Below are 26843 nucleotides of genomic sequence, written 5' to 3'. Positions count from 1 at the left end.
ACTAAATAAAGAATCAATTCAATTATAAAGGATTATGTCTCATTACGAAGCACCTATAAGAAAACCTTTAGTAACTGGCGATAAAACGTACCACGATGTAACTGTGGATGTTGCTGCACCAGTTGAAGGTAAAGCAAATAAATCTTGGTGGATTGTGTTTTCTATCGCTCTTATTGCTTTCCTTTGGGGAATAGGTTGTATAATTTACACAGTGTCTACAGGTATTGGAACCTGGGGATTAAATAAAACAGTAGGATGGGCCTGGGATATTACCAACTTCGTTTGGTGGGTAGGTATAGGTCACGCTGGAACTTTAATTTCAGCGGTACTATTATTATTCCGTCAAAAATGGAGAATGGCGATTAACAGATCTGCAGAAGCAATGACTATATTTTCGGTTATTCAAGCAGGTTTATTTCCAATCATACATATGGGACGTCCTTGGTTAGCGTATTGGGTATTGCCTATTCCGAATCAGTTTGGGTCTTTATGGGTAAACTTTAACTCCCCATTACTTTGGGATGTATTCGCAATTTCGACCTATCTCTCGGTGTCATTAGTATTTTGGTGGACTGGTTTGTTACCTGATTTTGCAATGATCAGAGACCGTGCAATTACACCTTTCAATAAAAAAATATATAGTATCCTTTCATTTGGATGGAGTGGTAGAGCAAAAGACTGGCAACGTTTTGAAGAAGTGTCTTTAGTACTTGCAGGTTTAGCAACTCCACTAGTACTTTCTGTGCATACAATTGTATCCTTTGACTTTGCTACCTCGGTTATTCCTGGATGGCATACCACGATTTTCCCTCCTTATTTCGTGGCAGGTGCGATCTTCTCAGGATTTGCAATGGTAAATACACTTCTTATTATTATGAGAAAGGTATCTAACCTCGAAAATTATATTACTATACAGCATATAGAATTAATGAACATTGTAATTATGATTACCGGTTCTATAGTTGGTGTAGCGTATATAACCGAACTGTTTGTTGCTTGGTACTCTGGAGTAGAGTACGAACAATATGCATTCTTAAATAGAGCAACTGGGCCTTACTGGTGGGCATACTGGGCAATGATGTCTTGTAATGTATTCTCACCACAGTTTATGTGGTTCCCTAAACTAAGAAGAAGTATAATGTTCTCTTTCATAATTTCTATTGTTGTAAACATTGGAATGTGGTTTGAGCGATTTGTAATTATTGTGACTTCACTTCATAGAGATTATCTGCCATCATCTTGGACAATGTTCTCGCCAACATTTGTTGATATTGGAATATTTATAGGAACGATAGGATTCTTCTTTGTATTGTTTTTGTTATATGCCCGTACGTTCCCTGTAATTGCACAAGCGGAGGTGAAAACAATTTTAAAATCATCAGGAGAGAAATATAAAAAACTTAGAGAAGCTGGTATAGATCATAGGGATGAATTACCTAAAGTGAAGACTCAAGTTACTACAGAAGAAATATCAGTAGATACTGAAACTCCTGCTCCAACTGAAGAGGCTAGTCAGGATGATATAAACAATCTACTAGGAAACTTAGGTACTTTTGACGCGGATACACAAACTGCGGATGACCTTAAGAAAGTAAATGGTATTGGTCCGGTAATGGAAAAGAAATTAAACGAAATCGGGATATTCACCTTTGATCAGGTAAGCAGAATGACCGAGACTGAATATAATTTATTAGATAGTATCACAGGATCTTTCCCAGGAAGAGCACAACGCGATGATTGGGCAGGACAAGCTGAAAAATTAAAAAACAACTAGAAGTATGGCATCTAAAGTTATACATGCATTATATACAGATGATGATGTCCTAATGGACGCTGTAAAGCAAGTACGTGCGGAACATTATCATATAGAAGAGGTTTACACTCCTTTTCCTGTTCACGGTCTTGATAAAGCAATGGGATTAGCTCCAACAAAGTTGGCTATCACTGCATTTATGTATGGATGTGTTGGGCTTACGGTAGCAATCACTATGATGAATTACATCATGATTGAAGATTGGCCTCAAAACATTGGTGGAAAACCAAGTTTTAGTTATATCGAGAATATGCCGGCTTTTGTTCCAATTATGTTCGAACTTACAGTTTTCTTTGCAGCGCATTTAATGGTAATTACTTTTTATATGAGAAGTAAATTGTGGCCTTTTAAAGAAGCTGAAAATCCTGATGTAAGAACTACTGATGACCATTTCTTAATGGAAGTTGATGCAGGTCATCACGATGTGGATGCCATGACAAGTTTCTTAAGTAATACAGGTGCGGTAGAGATTAAAGTAATAGATAAGCAAGAAGATAACCATTAGTAATAATGAAGAATAGTATAAATATAATAGTAGTAGCAATAATGATGATCAGTATTGTTTCTTGTAAAAAAGATACAAAGCCTAATTATCAATATATGCCTAATATGTATGCGCCAGTAGGTTATGAAACTTATGGTCAATACGGAGTTTTTCCAGGAGGTCAGGAAGCTATGTTGCCTGTAGAAGGTTCTATTCCGAGAGGTTGGATGCCATATGATTACAAAAATTCTACAGAAGGTTACCAACTGGCTAAGGATTCTTTAAAGAATGCAATACGCTACACTAAGGAGAACGAGGAAGCTGGAAAAGCTTTATATGATATTTACTGTGCTATTTGTCACGGAGGTAAAGGAGATGGTAAAGGAACATTAGTACAAAGGGAAAAGATTTTAGGTGTTCCTAGTTATGATGATATTGGTAGAGCAATTACGGAAGGTAGTATTTATCACGTAATGTACTATGGTATTAACTCAATGGGATCTTATGCTTCTCAAACAAGCGAACACGAACGTTGGCAGATTGTTCAGTATGTACAAAAACTGAAGGCAGATTTAGAAGGTAAAACACCCCGTATTGATTCTGATGTAGTAGCAGCAAAAGTAGAGGAAACTCCACACCAAGCAACAGAAGAAAATCATGATAACGCACACTAGTGCACTAGTAAAAGTTAAGAATAACGATATTATATAAATATGTATACGCTATCAAGTAAATTAAGATTATTTTCTATCATCCTCGTGGTTATAGGCGCTTTAGGGCTTACTTATGGTTTTCTATCAGCTCCTAGTACTATCGAAGATGTAAAAAAAGAGATGGCAGCCCACGATGCTCATGGAGGAGGCCATGGTGATGCAAAAGCAACAAGTGGTGATCACGCAAATGAAAATCATGGTACAGAAACTCATGGAAAAGAAGATGCACATGGTGGAGATGAGCATTATAAACATTTGTTACATCAATTACAAAATAAGCCCTGGGCAGCATTATATGTAGCAGCATTTTTCTTTTTTATGATTGCATTAGGCGTGTTAGCTTTTTATGCAATTCAATTTGCTTCGCAAGCAGGGTGGTCTCCGGTTTTATTTAGAGTAATGGAAGCTATTACAGCGTATTTGGTTCCTGGTGGAATTATACTTTTCGTAATACTTGCTTTATCAGGTTTTCATATAAATCATTTATTCGTATGGGCGGATCCAGAAGTGGTGGCTCATGATAAATTGATTCAAGGTAAATCAGGTTGGTTAAATGGAACAGGATTTATTATTCGAGCTGCAATTTTCTTAGGAGGATGGTTGCTTTATCGTCATTTTGCTGTGAAGTATTCTAGAAAGCAAGATGAAGATCCAACAGGTAATAAATGGTATAAAAAAAGCTTTAAGATTGCAGCAGGATTCCTAGTATTCTTTATATATACGGAATCTATGGCTTCTTGGGATTGGATTATGAGTTTTGATCCACACTGGTTTAGTACTTTATTTGGCTGGTATGTTTTTGCAAGTTTATTTGTTTCAGGTATTACTACTATTGCATTAATAACAATATACCTAAAGTCAAAAGGATATATGGAGTTTGTAAATGATAGTCATATCCATGATTTGGCCAAGTTTATGTTTGGTGTAAGTATATTTTGGACATATTTATGGTTCTCTCAGTTCATGTTAATCTGGTATTCCAATATTCCTGAAGAAGTAACTTATTTTATTACACGTATAGAGGATTATAAACTTCCTTTCTTTGGGATGGTAGTAATGAATTTTATTTTCCCATTATTGGTATTAATGAATAGTGATTACAAACGTATCAATTGGTTTGTTGTAATGGCTGGTGTTATTATCTTATGTGGACATTATGTAGATATATTTAATATGGTAATGCCTGCAACGGTAGGAGAGTCCTGGTTTATTGGTATTACGGAGATCAGTGCTGTGTTACTATTCTTAGGATTGTTCTTATTTATAGTATTTAAAGCACTTACTAAAGCCCCATTGTTAGCAAAGGGTAATCCTTATATAGAAGAAAGTAAACACTTTCATTATTAAAAATTAGATCGTAAAAAAGAAGATAGATAAAAAATGACTGTATTCTTAACCATAGTAGTTATAGCGCTTATTGGAATCTCCTTATGGCAGATGTCAAAAATATTGAAGTTGTCTCAAGTTAAAGGTGTTGATAACTCTCAAGTAGCTAACGACAAGGATAATAACTTACAAGGTAAGTTAATGCTTGCTTTTGTAATATTCATGTACCTTTTAACTATATATTGCTTTGTGCAATATCATACATTTTTCCTTCCTGAATCTGCTTCAGAACACGGTGTTGAGTATGATAGATTAATGATTATATCGATGATCTTAATATTTATTGTACAATTTATTACACAAGGATTATTACATTTCTTTTCTTATAAGTATAGAGGTAATAAAAACAATAAAGCATTGTTTTTTGCAGACAATGATAAGTTAGAATTTATCTGGACAATTATTCCAGTTATTGTTTTAGCGGGATTAATTATATATGGATTATTTACTTGGACAGATATTATGAATATCGACGAAGAAGAAGGAGATCCATTAATTATTGAATTATATGCATATCAATTTGATTGGAGAGCAAGATATGCAGGAGAAGATAATGAATTGGGGAAGGCGAATGTTCGTTTTATTGAGGGAGTTAATACCTTAGGATTAGATGCATCTGATTCTTATGGTATGGATGATAAGATTGTAAATGAATTGCATTTACCGGTAAATAGAAAAGTTATTTTCAAAATGCGTTCTCAGGATGTTTTACATTCTGCATATATGCCTTTTTTTAGAGCACAAATGAATGTAGTGCCAGGAATGATTACTGAATTCTCATATACGCCTATTTTGACTTCTGAAGAGATGAAAAATAGTGAGTTTATGGTAGAAAAAGTTGCTACTATAAATAAAATTCGAAAGGAAAAAAGTAAACAATTAGTTGCAGCTGGTGATGAGGCTTTAGAAAATTATGAATTTGATTATTATTTGTTGTGTAATAAGATTTGTGGAAAATCACATTACAATATGCAAATGAAAATCATTGTTGAGTCAGAAGAAGATTATAATGCTTGGTTGAAAACGCAACAGACTTTTAAGGAGCAACTATCTGCTCAAGCAAGTAATTAAGAAGAGAGAAAAAGAGAAATTATATTATATTTTTATTAAAAAGAATAACTGTATGTCAGCAATAGCACACGTAGATGGTCACGAAGAAGATCACGATCACGGACATCATCATAAAGAGACATTTATAACTAAATATATTTTTAGTCAGGATCATAAAATGATCTCCAAGCAGTATTTGATTACTGGTTTAATTATGGGGATTATAGGTATTGCGATGTCTTTATTGTTTAGAATGCAATTGGCATGGCCTGATCATAAATTTACAATTTTTGAGGTATTATTAGGTAAGTTCGGAGAAGATGGTGTAATGGATGCTGGAATGTATTTAGCATTAGTTACAATACATGGTACTATTATGGTTTTCTTTGTATTAACAGCTGGTTTAAGTGGTACATTTAGTAACCTTTTAATTCCATTACAGATTGGAGCAAGAGATATGGCCTCAGGTTTCTTAAATATGATTTCATATTGGTTGTTTTTCTTAAGTAGTGTAATTATGGTATTGTCTCTTTTTGCAGAGGCTGGACCTGCATCTGCTGGATGGACAATTTATCCTCCATTAAGTGCTTTACCACAGGCTATTGGTGGTTCAGGTACAGGGATGACGTTATGGTTAGTGTCTATGGCAATCTTTATTGCTTCATCGTTGTTAGGTTCATTGAACTATGTAGTAACGGTTATTAATTTACGTACTAAAGGGATGTCAATGACACGTATGCCATTAACTATTTGGGCATTCTTTGTAACAGCTATTATCGGTATCGTATCATTCCCGGTATTATTATCTGCAGCACTATTACTTATTATGGATAGAGGCTTTGGAACTTCATTCTATTTAAGTGATATTTATATTGCTGGAGAGGTATTACACAATCAAGGAGGATCGCCAGTACTTTTTGAACACTTATTCTGGTTCTTAGGACACCCTGAAGTATATATTGTATTATTGCCAGCATTAGGTATAACTTCTGAGATTATAGCAACAAATGCTCGTAAACCAATATTTGGGTATAGAGCGATGGTCGCTTCGATTTTAGCAATTGCATTTTTGTCTACAATTGTTTGGGGTCACCATATGTTTATTTCAGGAATGAATCCATTCTTAGGTTCGGTATTTACGTTTACAACGCTATTAATTGCAATACCATCTGCAGTAAAGGCATTTAATTATATAACCACACTCTGGAAAGGTAATCTCCAACTCAATCCTGCAATGTTATTTTCTATAGGATTGGTATCTACATTTATTACAGGAGGTCTTACAGGAATTATTCTTGGTGATAGTACGCTGGATATTAATGTTCATGATACATATTTTGTAGTTGCACATTTTCACTTGGTAATGGGTATCTCTGCTTTATATGGTTTGTTTGCCGGAGTATATCATTGGTTTCCTAAGATGTATGGTAAAATGATGAATAAGAATCTTGGATATGTGCATTTCTGGGTAACAGCAATAGGTGCTTATGGGGTATTCTTCCCAATGCATTTTATTGGTATGGCAGGATTACCACGCCGTTATTACACAAATAGCGCTTTTCCTTATTTTGATGATTTAGCAGATACGAATGTCTTAATTACTGTTTTTGCTTTGATTACAGCATCGGCTCAGTTAGTTTTCTTATATAATTTTATACATTCTATCTTCTACGGTAAGAAGGCTGTACAAAATCCATGGAAGTCAAATACTATGGAGTGGACTACTCCAGTAGAGCATATGCATGGTAATTGGCCTGGAGCAATACCACACGTGTATAGATGGCCTTATGACTATAGTAAAACGAATGAAGATGGTGAATATGTAATTGCTGGACAAGATTATGTTTCTCAGATTACCCCGTTACAAGAGGGAGAGGAAGAAATGCATCATTAGAAGCAGTTATTCGAAAAAAGAAATATATAGAACCTTTTCGTTTTTATGAAAAGGTTTTTTTTATGAAAAACCTTCAAGTGAGTAGTTAGCTTATAATTTAAAAGATGGTACTTGGTAATTTGTTAAGTTGAATTTTAGTTTTATTTTAGATTATAAATACAATTATAAAAATTGAACTCCTTCTCCCTAGCACATATCTTTTGTTATGTAACTGTAGTAGTAGTCTTTTTTTGTGGATTGTTTTTTGGGAATACAGAACTGATTTTTATAAAACCTATTTCATCTCTGACATTAATTTGGATCTATTTCGAAAATAGAGAGAAAGTTAATGTTTTATATCCCTTAATTATCATAATTATTATGGTAAATGACGTTTTTGTCTTAAGTGATTTTGATCGGTTTTTTAATTATATAGGTGTGTTGCTATCATCGTATTATTTAGTAAGCTCTTACCTTTTGATGCCCTTTATATCTTTTAAGGATATTAGATATAAAGAAATGTTCTCTCCTTCAGTGCTGATCGGCTTATTGTTGGTTATATATCTTGCTTTTTCTATATTTAATCTAACAATGCCCAATTTAGAGAGTTCTATTGTTTACGGGATAATGATCATTGTTTCATTGTTTTATTTCTTGGGTTGCAACTTTATTATTTATTTAAGAAATCGTTATACGCACTCTTATTATTTATTAATTGCAGCAAGTAGTTGTATTTTGGTAAATGCTTTGGTGCCTATCCAAGAGTTATACTACCGTAATTCAATTTTTGAAGCAGTTATCTATTCTGCGGATATTATTGCCATGCTTTTCTATTTAAAGTTTTTAATAAGTGCGGAGCCGATAGAAGAAAATATTGACTCTAACTTTATTTAGTATAATAGGTTGTCAATTATAACAGGAATTATTCGAATACTTAAGAAAGTAAGGTGATTTAAAAAATAATGAAAACTTCTTTGGAAAATTTGATACTAAATCAAAATAACTTTTCACAGTTAGTATGTTATCTTTGTTAAGGAATATAGAAAATTGACTTTTATGAACGAAAACCTGAATCCATCAAGCGAAAACTATTCTAATGAAGATCTGGATATAGAAAAAGCTTTAAGACCGCTGGCATTTGAGGATTTTGCTGGACAGGATCAGGTGCTTGAGAATCTAAAGATTTTTGTTCAAGCTGCTAATTTAAGAGATGAGGCACTAGATCATACGCTATTTCATGGGCCTCCAGGGTTAGGGAAAACTACATTGGCACATATTCTTGCTAATGAGTTAGGAGTAGGGATTAAAGTTACTTCAGGACCAGTTTTAGACAAACCAGGTGATTTAGCTGGGTTATTAACTAATCTTGACGATAGAGATGTTTTATTCATAGATGAAATTCATCGATTGAGTCCAATCGTAGAGGAATACTTGTATTCGGCTATGGAAGACTACAAGATTGATATTATGATTGAAAGTGGTCCAAATGCTCGAACTGTTCAGATTAACTTGAATCCGTTTACGTTAGTTGGAGCAACAACCAGATCAGGTTTGTTAACAGCACCAATGCGGGCTCGTTTTGGGATTCAGTCTAGATTACAATATTATACTACAGAACTATTAGCTACCATCGTAGAGAGAAGTGCACAGATATTAAATGTTCCTATTTCTTTGGAAGCGGCGATCGAAATAGCTGGAAGAAGCAGAGGAACTCCAAGAATAGCTAATGCTTTACTACGTAGAGTGCGAGATTTTGCACAGATTAAAGGTAATGGTAAGATTGATATAGAGATTTCTAAATTCGCTCTTAAAGCGCTTAATGTGGATGCTCACGGTCTGGATGAGATGGATAATAAGATTCTAACTACTATGATTGATAAATTCAAAGGAGGTCCAGTTGGATTGACTACTATTGCTACTGCTGTTAGTGAGAGTGCAGAAACAATTGAGGAAGTATATGAACCTTTTTTAATTCAACAAGGATTTATTATGCGTACGCCTAGAGGTAGAGAGGTTACAGAAGCAGCTTATAAACATCTAGGGCGAATAAAAGGAGGAATCCAAGGAGGATTATTTTAATTCGGTCCAGTAAAAATAAAAGTATGGCAATCCCTAAAGTTTCCTTTTTTGAAGTTCTCAAAAATGCTAAAAACATTTTGAGTAATCCTTTACCATTTCATCATAAGAACTTCGAAAAACATGGAGATGTGTTCGAGGTAAACCTGGGATTTGGAAATTCAGTTATCTTCACCAGAGATGCTGGTTTTGCAAAACATATGTTGCAGAATCAACATCGAAAATATTATAAGTCTCCTCTTCAGACAAAAGACCTGGGAAAATACATAGGAAACGGTTTGTTAACATCTAATGGAGATCATTGGTTAAGACAAAGAAGGCTAATACAACCGGCATTTTATAAAAAGAAGATAGATGTAATAGCAAAAACAATTCGAGAAACAATTTGTGAAGAACTCTCGAGAATAGAGCCAAATAACTCAATGGATGTTTATCCTTTAATGAATGATTTGGCTTTTAAGGTGGTAGCAAAATCATTATTCAGTTATACAGACACCGGTAATACTATGGCTAGATTACAGCACATAACTGAAACTGCACAAAAATCATTAATTAAAGAAATTAGACAGCCATATAAAAGATGGTGGTTTCATCTTAGTGGTCAGATTAAAAGTACACTACAGTTAACTCAAGAGGCTCGTGATATACTAGACAATATCATTGAAGAAAGGCGAAAATCCAGAGATACATATGACGATCTCTTAGATATGTTGTTGAACTCTAAATATGAAGATGGTAGTTCAATGGATAATGAAAGATTGATAGATGAAATATTGATTTTGTTTGTCGCTGGACATGAAACTACTTCTAATGCATTATCTTTTTGTTTAAGCTTATTGGCATTACATCCCGAAATTCAAAATAAAGTATTTAAGGAAGCTAGCGAATTTGACTCAGAAGAGTTGCCGTTAATGGAACAGTTTCAGAAGAGTAAATATACCACGCAGTGTATCGAAGAAGCAATGCGTCTATATCCACCAGCGTATTTCTCTGATCGCGTGAATATAGAAAACGACGAATACGGGGATATTAAATTACCAAAAGGAACAACTATTCTTATTTCGTTTTTTGAAATACATAGGAATAAAGGTTTTTGGGAGAACCCTGCTGTTTTTAATCCAGATAGATTTCATTCTGACAATAAAAAGAAGTATTCTGACTGGTATTTTCCTTTTGGGGCAGGACCAAGAATGTGTGTAGGTAGTAATTTTGCGATGTATGAAATGATTTATACACTTAGTGAACTGGTTAGAAAATATAAAATTTCTACTTCTATATCACAAATAGAAATTGAGCCTTTGATTACATTAAAGCCAGTAAATGCAATGTTAAAATTCGAAAAAAGGTAAAGATTCGTGGGTAATATAGCTTTACATACCCAATTAATAAAATCCGAGGCAAAACGCTTAGGTTTTCTGTCTTGTGGAGTTAGTAAGGCTGAATTTTTAGAAGAAGAAGCACCTCGTTTAGAAAAGTGGCTAAACCAAAATATGCAGGGGCAAATGTCTTATATGGAAAACCATTTTGACAAGCGCCTTGATCCAACAAAGTTGGTAGAAGGTTCTAAAAGTGTTATATCATTATTACTCAATTATTTCCCTTCAGAAACTCAAAAAGATCCAGATGCTCCTAAAATTTCTAAATATGCATATGGTCAAGATTATCATCATGTAATAAAGCAGAAGCTAAAACAACTTCAAGAATTTATTACAGAAACAATAGGAGAAGTAAATGGAAGAGCTTTTGTAGACTCGGCTCCAGTGTTAGATAAAGCTTGGGCGGCAAAAAGTGGATTAGGATGGATCGGCAAGAATAGTAATCTATTAACTCAAAAAGTTGGGTCTTACTATTTCATAGCAGAGTTGATTGTAGATTTAGAGTTGGAATATGACACTCCAGTGACTGATCATTGTGGAACCTGTACGGCTTGTATAGATGCTTGCCCCACGCAAGCGATTGTAGATCCCTATGTTGTAGATGGAAGCAAGTGTATTTCTTATTTTACTATTGAATTAAAAGAAGAAATCCCTTCTGATTATAGCGGAAAGTTCGATAACTGGATGTTTGGTTGTGATGTGTGTCAAGATGTTTGTCCCTGGAATCGTTTTTCTAAATCTCACAATGAGCCTCTTTTTAATCCAAAGCCAGAACTACTAGAAATGACTAAAAAAGATTGGGAAGAAATTACCCAAGAAGTGTTTTCCAAAGTATTTCAAAAATCGGCCGTAAAACGGACTAAGTTTTCAGGGTTAAGCCGAAACATTAAGTTTTTGAAATAAAAACTTTTGTTATTTTGAAGATTCCATAATACAAACGGTTGTATAGGTGTTTTTAACTGTTTTTGGTATAAAAACGTTAATAATTTTAGGATAAACTTGTATATTCATCAGCTTTTTAGCTTAATAATTAACTAATTTTAACTCACGTCTTTATTCTAAGAAGCTGAAAATTATACAAAGCATTAAATATTTCACACATGAATGAATTATCTTATATCGACATTACAGTAATTGTAGTGTATCTCATCGGGATTATTATCTATGGAATTTCCAAATCAAAACGAGGAAGTTCAGAAGATTATTTTTTAGGAGGAAGAACAATGACTTGGCCAATCGTTGGTATTGCTTTGTTTTCTGCTAATATATCCAGTTCTACTTTAGTGGGGCTTGCCTCAGATGCGTATCAAACTAATATTAACGTATATAATTATGAGTGGTTTGCGGTTGTTGTATTAATTTTCTTCGCAATTTTCTTTCTTCCGTTCTATCTTCGATCGGGAGTGTATACAATGCCTGAATTCTTAGAACGCAGATATGATAAAAGATCACGTTATTATTTTTCATTTATTACAGTAGTTGGTAATATTCTGGTAGATACTGCTGCAGGATTGTATGTTGGAAAAATAGTGCTGACATTGTTGTTTCCTTCAATGGATTCTACGCTAATTTTAGTAATATTAGCAGTTGCTGCTGCTGCATATACAATTCCAGGAGGGTTAAACTCTGTAATCCAAACAGAAGTTATTCAAGCAATTTTATTGATCATCGGGTCTTGTTTATTAACCTATTTTGCTTTTGAGCAATTAGGCGGTGGATGGTCAGGAATGATGGCTAAACTAGACACAATGTTATCTGCTGGTGAAGTGAATTTTGGAGATCGTTTAGCTGAAGGGAAGTATATCCCTGCTAACTCAGACGAGGTATTTAGTCTTGTTAGGCCAGGTAATGATGAATTCATGCCTTGGTGGGGATTGTTAACAGGAGTGCCTTTACTTGGATTTTATTTTTGGGCAAATAATCAATTTATGGTACAACGTGTTTTGGGAGCCAAGGATCTTAATCACGGACGTTGGGGAGCTTTATTTGCCGGGTTACTTAAATTGCCAGTTATTTTTATAATGGTAGTTCCGGGAGTATTGGCTTTATTATTGTTTAGTACTTTAGATATTACAAGTCTTAATTATGCATTAACCGATGGTACTATTTGTGATAACCTTGCAGATTGTCCAAACCTTACATATCCAGTATTATTATTTCAATTATTGCCGGTAGGAGTATTAGGATTAGTAGTGGCTGGATTAATGGCGGCTATGATGTCATCGGTTTCAGCAACTTTTAATTCTGCTTCCACATTGGTGACCATGGATTTTGTAAAACAACTTAAACCTGAACTTAACAGTAAACAACTAGTAAGAGTTGGTCAAATTACAACAGTAATTCTGGTAGTGTTGGCAATTTCATGGGTTCCGTTTATTGAGAGTGTAAGTGATTCTTTATGGACGTACTTGCAATTGGTAATTGCGTATACCTGTCCGCCTGCTGTTTCGACCTTTGTTCTTGGATTATTTTGGAAACGTGCTAACGGAAATGGATCGATAGTAAGTTTACTTACAGGTTTCTCTTTAGCGGTTTTAATGATTCTTTCTCAGACATTTGATTGGGTTCCTGCCGTAAACGAATTACATTTCTTAGCAAAAGCTACTTGGCTGTTCGTAATATGTGTTGTGTTACATATGATCGTAAGTTTGGCCACCAAACCTCAATCCGAACAACAAATCAAAGAATATACATACAAAAGAGAAATGTTTAAAGAAGAATCGAAAGACCTTACCGGATTACCTTGGTATAAAAACTATAGAATTTTATCTATAATTCTTTTGGTTGTAACTGCTATTGTAGTTGGTTTTTTCTGGTAATATAAATAATTAGATATGCGAAATTTTAAGTTTGAATATTTCATAATCCTTTTATTTTCTTTATTGGTGATCAATTGTGAAAATGATAAGAAGATAACATATTTAGGTCATGCTAAAACGTTAGAAAAGCTAATTCAACAGGAAGATACGGATGGAGATAAAAAGATAACAGTTGACGATAAAGGACCGAAACATTTTGAATTTATTGATGCTAATGGAAAAATAAATCAAATAAAAGGAACATATCAATTATCTAATTTGCTTCAGGAATTAGCAATTGCTGAAAAAAATGATACGATTTCTTTAGGTAAAATTGCAGAATCTCCAAGTAACCGAATTTCAAGATTAATAAAAAATAGATATTGGGATAATCTCACTAGATCGGTGGACAAAGCGGGGTTAGCAAAAGTATTAGAAGATACTAAATCCGAGACAGATACCTTTAGGTTATATGTGCCATATAAAGATAAGGAAGCTATTGCATATTTTGAATCTATAAAATCAGAAATTCCTAAGCTTAAAGTGATAACATTACCAGAAGATATCACACCAAAATATGTAAAAACACTTAATGAGATTCCGGGTATTTTAAATTTGGCTCATGCTAAAGATGATAAAGGAGAGTATAAAGCGAAACCATTTGTAGTTCCTGGAGGTAGATTTAATGAAATGTATGGTTGGGATAGTTATTTCGAATCAATAGGATTGTTGATTGATGGTCGAACTGATCTTGCTATGTCTATGGCAGATAATTTTGGATATCAAATAGAACATTATGGAAAAATTCTAAACGCGAACAGAAGTTATTATCTCACCAGAACACAACCACCTTTTTTTAGTTCTTTGACCAAAGAAATATATCAAAAAAACCCTAAAATTTCCAAAGATTGGTTAAGAGCTAATCTAAAAATGGTGATTAAAGAATACGAAACCGTTTGGATGGAAAAAGGAGTACGACTTACAGATACCGGTTTAAGTCGTTTTTATGGAGAAGGGATTGGAGTTCCGCCGGAAACTGAACAAGGTCATTTTGATTTTATACTAAATAAATATGCAGAAAAACATAAAATCAACCTTAAGGAATTTACAGAAAAGTATAATTCGGGAGAAATAAAGGATCCGGAGCTTGATTTGTATTTTACACATGATCGATCTATGAGAGAAAGTGGTCACGATACATCCAATAGATTAGATGATGTTTGTGCTCATTTAAATACAGTCGGAATAAATAGTTTGTTATATAAATATGAACAAGATATTGCCTATTTGATTAGAGAAGTTTTTGATGACAAATTCAAGGTAGAGTCTAAAGAGTATACTTCTTCATTTTGGTTAGCTAAGGCAGAAGAAAGAAAAAAGAAAATGAATGACTTGATGTGGGATCCGGAAAAGAAAGTTTTCTATGATTATAATTTTGTGACTCAAAAACAACAAAAGATAGAATCGGTAACAAATTATTATCCTTTATGGGCTGGATTATGTTCCAAAGAGCAGGCTGCGTCTTTGGTAAAGAACTTATTTGTTGATTTAGTTCAAAAAGGAGGTGTTGCTGGAACTTCAGATATTGCTAACAAAGAAGACCTTAACGCCCCTCAACGTCAATGGGACTACCCAAACGGATGGGCGCCACATCAGATGATGCTTTGGAGAGGGCTGAATAAATATGGATATGAAAAAGAAGCTCAAGAATTAATTTACCGTTGGTTGTGGATGATCACAAAAAATGCGGTTAATTATAATGGGACCATCCCCGAAAAATATGATGTTGTAAAATGTACACATAAGGTGTATGCTGAATATGGTAACGTAGGTACAGAGTTTGATTATATTACACCAAGCGGGTTTGGGTGGATGAATGCATCATATCAATTAGGATTAAGTTTTTTAGATGAAAAATTAAAATCTCAATTAGATAAACTTGTAGATCCTGATGATATCTTTAATAAAAAGAGTAATTAGGTAGTGAATTCATAATATAATTCATAAAAAGATAGATAGTTTTCTGAAGTTTCAATTTTTTTGAAGATTACTGTGTTTTGCCTTTTGCATCTCGCATAGACTTGTACCTTTGTATAGCACACAATTTTTATTGATTTAGTATGAGTATCGAAAGTAAACGAAGAGAAGCACTAATTTATCACGCAAAACCTACTCCTGGTAAAATCAAAGTAGTACCCACAAAAAAATATGCAACGCAAAGAGATTTGTCATTGGCATATTCTCCTGGAGTAGCAGAACCCTGTTTAGAAATAGAAAAAGATACAGCAAATGTTTATAAGTATACCGCAAAAGGAAACTTAGTAGCTGTAATATCTAATGGTACGGCAGTTTTGGGTTTAGGAGATATTGGTCCCGAAGCATCAAAACCTGTGATGGAAGGGAAAGGATTATTGTTCAAAATCTTTGCGGATATTGATGTGTTTGATATAGAAGTGGACACAAAAGATGTGGATGCATTTATAGAAACAGTAAAGAATATTGCACCTACTTTTGGAGGGATTAATCTAGAAGATATAAAAGCTCCTGAAGCATTTGAAATAGAAAGACGTCTTAAAGAAGAGTTGGATATTCCTGTGATGCATGATGATCAGCATGGAACAGCCATTATCTCGGCAGCAGCACTTTTGAATGCTTTAGAAATTGCAGAAAAAGATATTAGCAAAGTAAAAATAGTAGTGAGCGGAGCTGGTGCTGCAGCGGTTTCTTGTACGAGATTGTACAAAGCCTTTGGAGCAAAAGCAGAAAATATAGTAATGACAGATAGTAAAGGAGTGATCCGTAAAGACAGAGATAACCTTACTCCAGAAAAAGCAGAATTTGCAAGTGATAGAGATCTTAATACTCTAGAAGATGCAATGAAAGATGCTGATGTTTTTATTGGATTATCCATGGCTAATCTAGTAGAACCCGAAATGTTATTGACAATGGCAGATAATCCTATTGTATTTGCTATGGCTAATCCGGATCCTGAAATCAGATATGATTTGGCCGTACAAACACGAAAGGATATTATTATGGCGACAGGCCGAAGTGACCATCCTAATCAAGTTAATAATGTACTTGGATTTCCATTTATTTTTAGAGGCGCATTAGATGTTAGAGCAACTGGTATTAATGAAGAGATGAAAATGGCAGCCGTTAAAGCCTTAGCAGATTTAGCTAAAGAACCAGTTCCAGAGCAGGTAAATATAGCTTATGGAGAGACTCGACTTAATTTTGGAAAAGATTATATAATACCAAAACCTTTTGATCCAAGACTAATTGCCAAAGTGCCTCCAGCCGTTGCTAAAGCCGCTATAGAAAGTGGGATTGCTACAGAACCAATAGAAGATTGGGATAAATATGAGAGTGAACTATTGGAGCGAATGGGTAACGATAATAAATTAGTTAGATTGTTAATGGATCGAGCTAAGTTAAGTCCTAAAAGAGTAGTTTTTGCAGAAGGAGATCACCTAGATGTTTTAAAAGCAGCACAAACAGTTAAAGAAGAAGGAATTGCTTTTCCAATATTATTAGGACGAAAAGATATTATTGTAGAGTTGATGAAGGAGATTGATTTTGACTCTACTGGAGTTACTATTATAGATCCTAAGGCGGATGAAGAAATTGATAGGAAAAATAGATATGCTCAGAAGTATTGGCAAGATAATAGTCGAAAAGGAATAACGCTTTATGGAGCACAACGATTGATGCGTGAGCGTAATTATTTTGCTGCTATGATGGTTAATGAAGGTGATGCAGATGCGTTGTTATCAGGATATTCTCGAAGCTATCCTACAGTGTTAAAACCTATGTTGGAGCTTATAGGATTGGCAAAAGGAGCTACCAGAATCGCTACAATGAATGTTATGATGACTAATAAAGGACCTTTGTTTATAAGTGATACTTCTATTAATATTGACCCTACATCAAAAGAATTAGCTAAGATAGCTCAGATGACCGCAAGAACGGTAGAGATGTTTGGGGTTGATCCTGTAATAGCAATGATATCCTATGCTAACTTTGGATCCTCAAAGCATCCAAATGCTTCCAAAGTAAAAGATGCTGTTTCGTATTTACATCGTTATTACCCGGATCTTATCGTAGATGGAGAACTGCAGATGGATTTTGCTTTAAATAGAGATATGCGGAAAGATAAATTCCCGTTTTCAAAACTTAATGGACGAAAGGTGAATACATTAGTTTTTCCTAATTTAGATTCTGCTAATAGTACCTATAAAATGCTAAAAGAATTGAACAATTCAGAATCTATAGGTCCAATAATGATGGGGATGAAAAAACCTGTTCATATTCTTCAATTAGGAGCGAGCGTCGAAGAAATGGTAAATGTTGCTGCAGTAGCGGTAATAGATGCTCAGGAGAAGGAAAAAAGAGAAAAAGAGATGTTTTCTTTAGTTTCTGGATAGGTTCAGTGATTAAATCGAAGACCAAATTTTAATAGTTTAATAAGCTTCAAAAACTTATCATTTTTGAAGCTTATTTTTTTAACCTGTATTGTAGTATAATTTTATTACTTTTGGATGCTTAACATTCATTTAACTAATGATTACACAAATCAAGGGGCGACTTGTAGAAAAAAATCCTACTGATGTAATAATAGATTGTAATGGGGTGGGGTATATTCTTCATATTTCATTGCATACTTTTTCTTTACTATCGGATCAGGAGGTAATACAGCTATATACACATTTACAAGTAAAAGAAGATTCACATACATTATTTGGTTTTGCAGAGAAATCAGAAAGAGAGATCTTTAGGCTTTTGATTTCGGTTTCGGGAATCGGTGCGAGTACAGCTAGAACTATGTTGTCTTCATTGCATCCTGATCAGATTAAAGATGCGATAGCATCAAATGATGTAGCAACGATACAATCGATCAAAGGTATTGGGGCAAAAACTGCGCAGCGTTTGATTATTGATTTAAAAGATAAAATTCTTAAAGTTTATAATATTGATGAACTTTCTGTATCCCAAAACAATACTAACAAAGATGAAGCGTTATCTGCTTTAGAAACCCTTGGATTTAATAGAAAACAAGTAGAAAAAGTTGTTGACAAAATTCTAAAGGTTAGCCCTGTCGAAACAGTTGAAAATATTATTAAACAAGCACTAAAAAATTTATAAAAACATTGAGTTCATTACATTCCTTATATTTTAAATTTTTAAAAAGACTAGTTTGTTTAATCGTGCTCTATGGAGGAGTACTTTTTGGTCAGGAAAATGAAACCGTACGAGATTCTACGAGTACTACATATTCTCTAGGTGAGATTTCACTTCCGGACCCTAATAGTATAGTAGCGAAATACGAATATGATCCAATTACTAATCGTTATATTTATCGTGAAATGTTGGGGTCGTTTAATGTTAAATATCCCCTTTTTCTAACCCCTGAAGAGTTTGAAGCGCTAGTCGAAGAAGAGCAGAGAAGAGATTATTTTAAGGAAAAAATAAGTGCTTTTAGTGGTAAAACGGAAGGAAGTGAAGAGAAGCGTAAAAACCTTCTTCCTATTTTCTATGTAAATTCTAGTTTTTTCGAAACTATTTTTGGAGGAAATGAAATCGAGATAATCCCACAAGGATCTGTAGAAATGGATTTAGGGATTTTATATACCAAACAAGATAACCCTGCTTTTTCTCCAAGAAACCGTAGTAATTTTACGTTTGATTTTGATCAAAGAATAAGTCTGAGTTTATTAGGAAAAGTTGGTAAAAGACTTCAGATAACAGCTAATTATGATACCGAGTCTACATTTGATTTCCAAAATCAGATAAAATTAGAATATACACCGACAGAAGATGATATTATAAGAAGTATAGAAATTGGTAATGTTACAATGCCAATAAATAATTCTTTAATTCAGGGATCACAAAGTCTTTTTGGTGCAAAATTAGGATTACAGTTTGGTAGAACTAGTGTTACTGCAGTATATTCTGAACAACGATCTGAAACGAGATCTGTAAATGTAGAAGGAGGAGGAACCGTTGAAGATTTTGAAGTTAATGCTTGGGAGTACGATGATAATAGACACTACTTCTTGTCTCATTTTTTTAGAGATACCTACGATGATGCCCTTACAAACTATCCTTTTATAAATAACAACATACAGATAACGCGTATTGAAGTTTGGGTAACGAACAGAGCTACAAGTGCGCAGACACTAACAGATGCTAGAAATATCGTAGCATTACAGGATATTGGAGAATCTCCGGTTACTGGGAATTTTACAATACCAACTTCATTGTTTAATAGACCGGCAGGGTCTTTTCCTGATAACGGCAATAATGATTTGGATCCCTCAGCTATTGGTGGTACAGGTTCAATTTCTAATGCTGTGCGTCAGATATCTACTGTTCAGCAAAGTTTTACAGGAGCTATAGCAGGCTTTAGAGAAGGAGAGGATTATGCCGTTTTAGAAAATGCCAGACAGCTAAATCAAAATGAATATACATTAAATACGCAATTAGGGTATATATCCTTAAATCAAAAGCTAAATAATGATGAGGTTTTGGCAGTAGCTTTTCAATATACTGAAGGAGGTAATGTTTATCAAGTTGGTGAATTTGCTAATGATGGTATAGATGCTACTATAGGTGATGATACTAGCGGAGGAGTTCAATCTGGTTCTAGTAATAGTTTAGTGGTAAAATTGCTTAAAAGTCCAATATTCAGAGTTGATCTTCCAATATGGGATTTGATGATGAAAAATATCTATAACACAGGAGCTTTTAGATTGGATTCACAAGATTTCAGACTGAATATAGTATATGCAAACCCCTCTCCTGTAAACTATATTACTCAAGCAGAAGGTTCTGCTACTCCGTTACCAGATGATGTAGAACAGACAAGATTGCTTACAGTTTTTAATATGGATCGATTAAACCCTAATAACGATCCTGTGCAGGGAGCAGATGGTGCTGGAGACGGTTTCTTTGATTACGTCCCTGGATTAACAATCGATCCAGAAAATGGAAGGATTATTTTTACAACAGTAGAACCCTTTGGACAACATCTTTTTAATAAATTGGATAATGATGGTGCGCCAAACCCCAACGATTATAATACGCCTGATAATCCAACAAGTTATAATGAAAACCAAAGGAGATATGTTTTTAGAGAACTGTATACAGAAACCAAAATAATAGCAGAACAGCAAGGAGCTGATAATAAATATTTTCAGTTAAGAGGACGGTATAAATCTTCTGGACAAGATGGGATTCCATTAGGTGCTTTTAATGTTCCACAAGGATCAGTTACAGTTACTGCTGGCGGGAGAACTTTACAAGAAGGTGTAGATTATACAGTGAATTATCAACTAGGGCGAGTTAATATTTTGGATGAAGCCTTATTGTCATCTAATACACCTATTCAGGTTTCGACAGAGAATAATGCAGTATTTGGCCAACAGACTAAGCGTTTTACAGGAATAAATGTTGAGCATAAATTTAGTGATGATTTTATTATAGGGGGTACGTACTTGAACCTTAATGAAAGACCAATTACCCAAAAATCCAGTTATAATTTTGAACCTATAAATAATACGTTGTTAGGTTTTAATGTTAATTACTCTACAGAAGTTCCATTTCTTACTAGAATGGTGAACAAACTACCTAATATTGATACAGATGTTCCTTCTAATGTTTCGGTTAGAGCAGAAGGGGCATATCTGATTGCCGGAGCGCCAAAAGGAGCAGATTTTGGAGGAGAAGTGACTACCTATATAGATGATTTTGAAGGAGCACAGACACAAATTGATGTAAGTTCTGCCTTGTCTTGGGAGCTTTCTAGTGTGCCTATTGGTTTTGGTTCAGATAATTCGAATGAAACTATAGTGAATCCAGGGATTGAGTCTGGATTCAGAAGAGCAGACTTATCTTGGTATACGGTCGATCCAATATTTTATAGTAACTCTAGACCTAGTGGTGTTACAGATGAAGATGTAGAATTCAACGCCTCAAGAAGAGTTTTTATTGATGAGATATTTCCTGAAACAGATAGGCCGCCTGGTCAAACATTATCTCTATTTCCTTTAGATCTTCATTACAGACCTTCTGAGCGTGGACCTTATAATTTTAGTGATAGAGCTACAGGTAATACATTACCGGATCCTGAAGGTAATTTTGGTGGAATCATGAGGCAACTAACCTCCACTAATTTTGAACAATCAAATGTAGAGTTTATAGAGTTTTGGTTGATGGATCCATTTTTTGATCCGGGAGGAGGAGAAAGCCCACTTACAGAAGCTACAGATGGAACGATAATTTTTCATTTAGGAAACATAAGTGAGGATGTATTAAAAGACGGTAGAAAACAATATGAAAATGGACTTCCTGCTGATGGTTCTGATGAGGATACCTTTCCAACGGATTTTGGTAAAGTACCGGTGAATCAATCTTTGATTTATGCATTCGATACAGAAGGACAAGCAAGACTGAATCAGGATGTTGGTTATGATGGTCTTGATGATGCTCAGGAAGCGGCACAATTTTCATCATTTGACGCTAATGACCCGGCAAATGATAATTATACATATTACCTTCAAGCCGAAGGGAATATCGTGCAACGCTATAATGATTACAATGGTGTTCAGGGAAATTCTCCTACTAGTGTTGCTAATGATGATCGTGGTAATACTACTTTTCCTACGGCAGAAGACGTGAATCGTGATAATACAATGAATACGATTGACAGTTATTATGAATACGAAATCCCTATTTTTCCAAATATGGATATTGGCGATGATCGCGGAACTGGATACATTACTGACGTACAGGAAGGAGTTAGAACTGTACTTAATGGACAGACTCATGCATATAGATGGGTTCGTTTTAAGGTTCCAATATATGAGCCAACAGATAGACAGAATATAGGAGAAAATGATTTTCGATCTATTCGTTTTATGAGGATGGTAGTAACTGATTTTGATCAGCCAGTTATATTAAGGTTAGCTACATTAGATTTAGTAAGAGGGGATTACAGAAGGTATGTACAACTTAATACTGGTAATGATTTAACGAGTGGATTGAATAATGACGGGAATGAAGTTTTAGTTACCTCAGTAAGTAGTGAAGAAACTCCTAATTATGTAACTCCTCCAGGAGTACAAAGAGAAGAATTAATTAACAATAATACAACAATCAGAGAAGATGAAAGATCGCTAGCATTAACAGTTAATGATCTTGAAGCTAATGATTCAAGAGGAGTATACAAGAACTTTAATGTTGATATGCGTCAATATGAAAATCTTGAAATGTTCTTGCACGCAGAAAATCTACCTGGACAGACAACATTGACGGACGGTGAGTTGGTTGCATTTATAAGAATGGGGAACGATTTTACGAATAATTTTTATCAGATAGAGCTACCACTAACAGTCTCTGAACTAAATAGTAGAGATCCTGACGAAGTTTGGCCGCTAGCAAATAGATTAAACTTGCCGTTAGAATTTTTGCAAGAAGTAAAAGCAACCGTAATCGGAGATGGTTCCAGTACCACCGATCTTAACTTTTTTCCTGGACCTAATAACCTAAGAGTTGGTATTAAAGGAAATCCTAATTTTGGAGATGTACAGGTCATGATGGTGGGTGTTAAAAATGTCAGTGGTAATGATGAATCCGGTACCGTATGGTTTAACGAAATGCGTTTGAGCGATCTTAAAAATCAAGGAGGTTGGGCTGCTGTAGGAAGTATGGATGCTAATATTGCTGACTTTGCTACAGTAAGTGCATCTGGTAGAATAAGTACTATAGGTTTCGGAGGGATAGAACAAGGACCAAATGAGCGTAGTATCGAAGATGTTAAGCAATATGATCTTACAACAAATGTAAATTTAGGACAGCTATTACCTAAGAAATGGGGATTACAAGTTCCTTTTAATTATACTAGAGGAGAGGAATTAATCACCCCACAGTATGATCCAGAGTTTTTGGATATTGAATTGCAAGATAGATTAGATCGGGAAACTGATGCTGATGAAAAAGATAGAATTTTAAAGCAGTCAACGGACTATACGAAACGACAAAGTTTTAATGTTATAGGACTCCGTAAGGATAGAACAGGTGATAGTAAGCCAATGCCATATGATGTAGAGAATTTTGCTTTTTCAGGAACCTATAATCAAACAGATCATAGAGATTTTGAGATAGAGAAGTCTTTAGATCAGAGTGTACGTTTAGGAGGTACTTACGATTTTAGTTTTCAGCCTAAGGAAGTTGAACCTTTCAAAAAAGTAAAACTTTTAGGGAAAAGTAAATACTTTAATCTAATAAAAGACTTTAATTTTAATCTGTTGCCGACAAGTATTTCTGTGAATTCTAACATTACAAGACAGTTCAATGAGCAGGTTTTTAGAGATATTACATTAGGGCCAGATGACCTTAGGTTACCTGCACTTACACAACGTAATTTCTTATTTGATTGGCAATATGGTATTAATTATAATTTAACGAAATCTCTTAATTTTAGTTTTAACTCTGCTAACAATCGGATTGTTAAGAATTTTATCGATGATGATGGTGCTGTAAATGATGCAATTGGTATTTGGAGTGGTCTATTTGATGTAGGTGATCCTAACTTTCACAGTCAGCAATTACAGGTAAACTATGAAATTCCTTTTAATAAGATTCCGTTGTTTAAGTTTATGAGAGCAACATATTCATACTCGGCAGACTTTCAATGGACCAAGGGAAGTGAAGCTTTAAAAAACTTGGAAGGCATACCTGATTTGGGTAATACTATTCAGAATGCGAATGTGCATACTGTTAATGGATCATTAGATATGAGTACTTTATATAAGTATGTAGGTCTGACGAAGAAAAAACCAGGAAGAAATAGAGGAAAGAAAAAGAAAACAGCTAAGGGTGGAGAAGGGAAAGAAGCGTCCAAGCCGGCTTTGGCTGATGCTAAAAAGAAGAAAACTAAAAAGAAATCCAGCAAGCTTACAATTGGTGATAAAGTATTAAACACAGCGATGGGTTTAGTTACCGCTGTAAAGAAAGTAAATATTAATTACCAACAAGATAATGGTATTTTCTTACCGGGTTATTTGCGTGAACCAGGGTTTGTTGGGACATTAAAACCTACAGTTGGTTTTACCTTTGGTAGTCAATCAGAAATAAGGGATATAGCAGCAAGAAATGGATGGCTTACATTGTATCAAGAATTCAATCAGCAATATAGAGAAGTAGAAGGAAGACAACTTAATATTCAGGCTTCTGTAGATTTACTAAAAGATCTTAAAATTGATATTAGTGCTAATAGAAATTATTCCGAGACCTTTACGGAGAATTATAAAATAGACGTAAATAATGATTTAGAATATCAATCGTTGACACCGAATACCTTTGGTAATTATACGATATCTACCCTATTGATTAAAACAGCATTTACGAAAAGTGATGAGTTTAATTCAGAAACTTTTGATGAGTTTAGAGAAAATAGGTTGGTGATTGCAAGACGTCTGGCTTTAGAAAGAGGAGTTACAGAGGATTCGGATGGTGATGGTTTTCCTAATGGATATGGAAGGACAAATCAAGCGGTACTTTTACCGGCTTTTCTTGCGGCTTATACAGGTGCAGATGCAGAAAGCGTTCAGAAAGGAGCTTTTAGAGATGTTCCACTTCCGAATTGGGATATTAAGTATACAGGTTTAATGAATTTGAAGTGGTTTAAGAAACGATTCAAAAGATTTTCTATGGCTCATGGATATCGTGCTAATTATACCATTAATCAATTTAGAACCAATCTTGAGTATAATCCAAATAATCCAGATGAATTAGATCAGGGGGATAATTTCAAAAACCCTGAATTGTATGCTAACATAAATCTTACAGAGCAATTTAGTCCATTGATACGATTGGATATGGAGATGAAGAATTCAATTAAAATTTTAGCCGAATGGAAAAAAGATAGAGCACTGTCATTAAGCTTTGATAATAACCTTCTTACAGAAATTCAAGGAAATGAATATATTATTGGGCTAGGATATAGAGTTCAGGATTTGACATTTGTAACCAGAATTGCAGGTAAAAAGACGACTTTAAAGAGTGATCTTAATTTTAGAGCGGATTTATCACTTCGTCAGAATGAAACCATTATAAGATATCTGGATATTGATAATACTCAGGTTACTGCTGGGCAGGATATTTACGGAATTAAGTTTACTACAGACTATGCACTAAGTAAAAATTTAACTGCATTGCTGTTTTATGATCATACTTTTTCTAAATATTCAATCTCTACGGCTTTCCCGCAGACTACAATTCGTGGTGGTTTTACACTAAGGTATAATTTCGGAAATTAATAATCTTTCTTTGACGTGTTACAAGTATTGATTTTGACGAGGTTTTTATGAGTGAAACAAGTCAATAATTAATTTTTAATAATTTTTAATATAGTTTTTCTAAAATCTGATAAAATAGATTTATTTTCGTCTTCTAAATAATAACAATTTATAAATACTTTTCGGATGAATATTCCTTCAGATTTAAAATACACAAAGGACCACGAGTGGATCAAAATTGACGGAGACATAGCAACAGTTGGTATCACTGATTTTGCGCAAAGTGAATTAGGTGATATCGTTTATGTAGAAGTTGAAACCGTTGGTGAAGAACTAGAACAAGAAGAAGTTTTTGGTACTGTAGAAGCTGTAAAAACAGTTTCGGATTTATTTCTTCCTTTAACTGGAGAAATTGCAGAATTTAATGAAACTTTAGAGAGTGACCCAGAGCTAGTTAATAGTGATCCGTATGGAGATGGATGGATGGTGAAAATTAAGATAGCCGATGCGTCTCAAATTGATGATCTTTTATCAGCAGATGGTTATAAAGAACTTATTGGTGCATAAATATTTACTCTCGCTTGTGTTTGTTTATACGAGCTTGATTGGATGGTTGTCATTAGCTAAAGTTTTTATTCCGGTAAATATTAGCGTAAAAGGCAGTGATAAAATAGGACATTTGTTAGCATATCTTGTTTTTACGATAGTCTGGTTTTTATTTTTCTTTTATTCCGAAAAATTACATAGAAAATTTTCTCAAAGTTTAATTTGGGCATCCATTCTAAGCTTTTTATTTGGGATTTTGATGGAATTCCTTCAGGCAGTACTAACGAGTTATCGAAGTCCGGAATGGAATGACGTGTTAGCAAATACCAGTGGCATTATTTTTGCATTAATTATTTTGAAAACACTTAAAAATAAGCTTGTTAACTTAAGAGAAAAATAAAGTTGATGAGTAAGAATATTCTATTAGCT

Annotated in this window: 17 protein-coding genes; all 17 read left to right on the top strand. The window is 34.2% G+C overall.

The genetic code is table 11. The features are described from left to right. Positions 1-31: 31 nt before the first annotated feature. The 17 genes from nrfD (at position 32) to Q0829_RS08135 (ending at position 26814) form a co-directional block, all read left to right on the top strand. Positions 32-1774, top strand: coding sequence for an NrfD/PsrC family molybdoenzyme membrane anchor subunit (nrfD, locus tag Q0829_RS08215; RefSeq protein ID WP_298542778.1), 1743 nt, complete (start codon positions 32-34; stop codon positions 1772-1774). A gap of 4 nt (positions 1775-1778) precedes the next feature. After that, positions 1779-2318, top strand: coding sequence for a DUF3341 domain-containing protein (locus Q0829_RS08210; RefSeq protein WP_298541694.1), 540 nt, complete (start codon positions 1779-1781; stop codon positions 2316-2318). A 5-nt stretch (positions 2319-2323) separates the two neighbouring features. Next, on the top strand, positions 2324-2971 hold the full coding sequence (locus Q0829_RS08205) for a cytochrome c (RefSeq protein WP_298541693.1): 648 nt from the start codon (positions 2324-2326) through the stop codon (positions 2969-2971). A 39-nt stretch (positions 2972-3010) separates the two neighbouring features. Further along, positions 3011-4357, top strand: a complete 1347-nt coding sequence (locus Q0829_RS08200; protein ID WP_298541692.1) for a quinol:cytochrome C oxidoreductase — start codon at positions 3011-3013, stop codon at positions 4355-4357. Between the two features lie 33 nt (positions 4358-4390). Continuing rightward, positions 4391-5467: a cytochrome c oxidase subunit II gene (locus Q0829_RS08195; RefSeq protein WP_298541691.1), complete on the top strand. Its 1077-nt coding sequence runs from the start codon at positions 4391-4393 to the stop codon at positions 5465-5467. Between the two features lie 52 nt (positions 5468-5519). After that, positions 5520-7340, top strand: coding sequence for a cbb3-type cytochrome c oxidase subunit I (locus tag Q0829_RS08190; protein ID WP_298541690.1), 1821 nt, complete (start codon positions 5520-5522; stop codon positions 7338-7340). A gap of 171 nt (positions 7341-7511) precedes the next feature. Then, the gene (locus tag Q0829_RS08185; RefSeq protein WP_298541689.1) at positions 7512-8213 is read left to right on the top strand and encodes a hypothetical protein; all 702 of its coding nucleotides are present in this window, start codon (positions 7512-7514) and stop codon (positions 8211-8213) included. Between the two features lie 162 nt (positions 8214-8375). Then, a complete protein-coding gene (gene ruvB, locus Q0829_RS08180; protein ID WP_298541688.1) occupies positions 8376-9398 on the top strand; it encodes a Holliday junction branch migration DNA helicase RuvB in 1023 nt (340 codons plus the stop codon). A gap of 23 nt (positions 9399-9421) precedes the next feature. Beyond that, positions 9422-10744 carry a cytochrome P450 gene (locus Q0829_RS08175; RefSeq protein WP_298541687.1) on the top strand — a complete coding sequence of 441 codons (1323 nt, stop codon included), beginning with the start codon at positions 9422-9424 and terminating at the stop codon, positions 10742-10744. 6 nt (positions 10745-10750) lie between these two features. After that, entirely contained in the window at positions 10751-11674 is a 924-nt protein-coding gene (queG, locus tag Q0829_RS08170) for a tRNA epoxyqueuosine(34) reductase QueG (RefSeq protein WP_298541686.1), read from the top strand. A 197-nt stretch (positions 11675-11871) separates the two neighbouring features. Further along, positions 11872-13590, top strand: a complete 1719-nt coding sequence (locus Q0829_RS08165; protein ID WP_298541685.1) for a sodium:solute symporter — start codon at positions 11872-11874, stop codon at positions 13588-13590. A gap of 15 nt (positions 13591-13605) precedes the next feature. Continuing rightward, complete coding sequence (locus tag Q0829_RS08160; RefSeq protein ID WP_298541684.1) at positions 13606-15549, top strand: trehalase family glycosidase; 1944 nt, start codon at positions 13606-13608, stop codon at positions 15547-15549. A gap of 140 nt (positions 15550-15689) precedes the next feature. Next, positions 15690-17996 (top strand): NADP-dependent malic enzyme, encoded by a 2307-nt coding sequence (locus Q0829_RS08155; protein ID WP_298541683.1) that lies wholly within the window; start codon positions 15690-15692, stop codon positions 17994-17996. 136 nt (positions 17997-18132) lie between these two features. Beyond that, positions 18133-18714, top strand: a complete 582-nt coding sequence (ruvA, locus tag Q0829_RS08150; RefSeq protein WP_298541682.1) for a Holliday junction branch migration protein RuvA — start codon at positions 18133-18135, stop codon at positions 18712-18714. 62 nt (positions 18715-18776) lie between these two features. Continuing rightward, positions 18777-25889, top strand: a complete 7113-nt coding sequence (gene sprA / locus Q0829_RS08145) for a cell surface protein SprA (RefSeq protein ID WP_298542776.1) — start codon at positions 18777-18779, stop codon at positions 25887-25889. 165 nt (positions 25890-26054) lie between these two features. Further along, on the top strand, positions 26055-26435 hold the full coding sequence (gene gcvH, locus Q0829_RS08140; RefSeq protein WP_298541681.1) for a glycine cleavage system protein GcvH: 381 nt from the start codon (positions 26055-26057) through the stop codon (positions 26433-26435). A gap of 16 nt (positions 26436-26451) precedes the next feature. Next, on the top strand, positions 26452-26814 hold the full coding sequence (locus tag Q0829_RS08135) for a VanZ family protein (RefSeq protein ID WP_298541680.1): 363 nt from the start codon (positions 26452-26454) through the stop codon (positions 26812-26814). The last annotated feature ends 29 nt before the right edge of the window (positions 26815-26843 follow it).

Source organism: uncultured Aquimarina sp. (assembly GCF_947492405.1).
In the GTDB taxonomy this organism is placed as follows: Bacteria; Bacteroidota; Bacteroidia; order Flavobacteriales; family Flavobacteriaceae; genus Aquimarina.
This window is presented reverse-complemented; position numbering and strand designations above follow the sequence as displayed.

Excerpts from the sequence above, each read along its gene's own strand:
- Q0829_RS08210 (WP_298541694.1), top strand. The coding sequence starts at position 1,779 with ATGGCATCTAAAGTTATACATGCATTATATACAGATGATGATGTCCTA.
- Q0829_RS08205 (WP_298541693.1), top strand. The coding sequence starts at position 2,324 with ATGAAGAATAGTATAAATATAATAGTAGTAGCAATAATGATGATCAGT.
- Q0829_RS08200 (WP_298541692.1), top strand. The coding sequence starts at position 3,011 with ATGTATACGCTATCAAGTAAATTAAGATTATTTTCTATCATCCTCGTG.
- Q0829_RS08195 (WP_298541691.1), top strand. The coding sequence starts at position 4,391 with ATGACTGTATTCTTAACCATAGTAGTTATAGCGCTTATTGGAATCTCC.
- Q0829_RS08190 (WP_298541690.1), top strand. The coding sequence starts at position 5,520 with ATGTCAGCAATAGCACACGTAGATGGTCACGAAGAAGATCACGATCAC.
- ruvB (WP_298541688.1), top strand. The coding sequence starts at position 8,376 with ATGAACGAAAACCTGAATCCATCAAGCGAAAACTATTCTAATGAAGAT.
- Q0829_RS08175 (WP_298541687.1), top strand. The coding sequence starts at position 9,422 with ATGGCAATCCCTAAAGTTTCCTTTTTTGAAGTTCTCAAAAATGCTAAA.
- Q0829_RS08165 (WP_298541685.1), top strand. The coding sequence starts at position 11,872 with ATGAATGAATTATCTTATATCGACATTACAGTAATTGTAGTGTATCTC.
- Q0829_RS08160 (WP_298541684.1), top strand. The coding sequence starts at position 13,606 with ATGCGAAATTTTAAGTTTGAATATTTCATAATCCTTTTATTTTCTTTA.
- Q0829_RS08155 (WP_298541683.1), top strand. The coding sequence starts at position 15,690 with ATGAGTATCGAAAGTAAACGAAGAGAAGCACTAATTTATCACGCAAAA.
- ruvA (WP_298541682.1), top strand. The coding sequence starts at position 18,133 with ATGATTACACAAATCAAGGGGCGACTTGTAGAAAAAAATCCTACTGAT.
- gcvH (WP_298541681.1), top strand. The coding sequence starts at position 26,055 with ATGAATATTCCTTCAGATTTAAAATACACAAAGGACCACGAGTGGATC.